Annotated in this window: 6 tRNA genes; all 6 read right to left on the bottom strand. The window is 54.8% G+C overall.

Annotated elements, in window-relative coordinates:
- The 6 genes from KGF46_RS19725 to KGF46_RS19750 all read right to left on the bottom strand — a co-directional run bounded on the left by KGF46_RS19725 (position 1) and on the right by KGF46_RS19750 (position 540).
- Positions 1–76, bottom strand: a tRNA-Phe gene (locus KGF46_RS19725).
- A 3-nt stretch (positions 77–79) separates the two neighbouring features.
- Positions 80–156 (bottom strand) — tRNA-Ile (locus KGF46_RS19730).
- A 5-nt stretch (positions 157–161) separates the two neighbouring features.
- Positions 162–238, bottom strand: a tRNA-Pro gene (locus KGF46_RS19735).
- A gap of 60 nt (positions 239–298) precedes the next feature.
- Positions 299–374 (bottom strand) — tRNA-Trp (locus KGF46_RS19740).
- 11 nt (positions 375–385) lie between these two features.
- Positions 386–459: transfer RNA gene (locus tag KGF46_RS19745), tRNA-Ile, on the bottom strand.
- A 4-nt stretch (positions 460–463) separates the two neighbouring features.
- Positions 464–540: transfer RNA gene (locus KGF46_RS19750), tRNA-Pro, on the bottom strand.
- Positions 541–626: the final 86 nt, after the last annotated feature.

A 626-nucleotide genomic window follows, 5' to 3' on the forward strand; every position in this document is an offset into this window, starting at 1 on the left:
TGGTGCCCAGAGGCGGAATCGAACCACCGACACGGGGATTTTCAGTCCCCTGCTCTACCGACTGAGCTATCTGGGCAAATGGTGGGCCTAGCTGGACTCGAACCAGCGACCTCACGCTTATCAGGCGTGCGCTCTAACCACCTGAGCTATAGGCCCTTACTTGGTCGAGGTGAAGGGACTCGAACCCCCGGCCCCATGGTCCCAAACCATGTGCGCTACCAAACTGCGCTACACCTCGAAATATTATTTACTATCTTATATTACTCTAAAACTCGTTTTTTTTCAAGTCCTTTTTATTTGGCAGGGGTGGAGGGACTCGAACCCCCGGCGCACGGTTTTGGAGACCGACGCTCTACCAACTGAGCTACACCCCTATGAAGAATAATGGACCTTCAGGGACTCGAACCCCAGACCTACCGGTTATGAGCCGGGCGCTCTAACCAACTGAGCTAAAGGTCCTGGTTGGTCGAGGTGAAGGGACTCGAACCCCCGGCCCCATGGTCCCAAACCATGTGCGCTACCAAACTGCGCTACACCTCGTTTTTTAAATGGCGGAGAAGGAGGGATTCGAACCCTCGCACCGGTTACCCAGCCTAATCCCTTAGCAGGGGATCCTCTTGAGCCAC

The organism is Clostridioides sp. ZZV14-6153 (assembly GCF_020657855.1).
Lineage (GTDB): Bacteria > Bacillota > Clostridia > Peptostreptococcales > Peptostreptococcaceae > Clostridioides.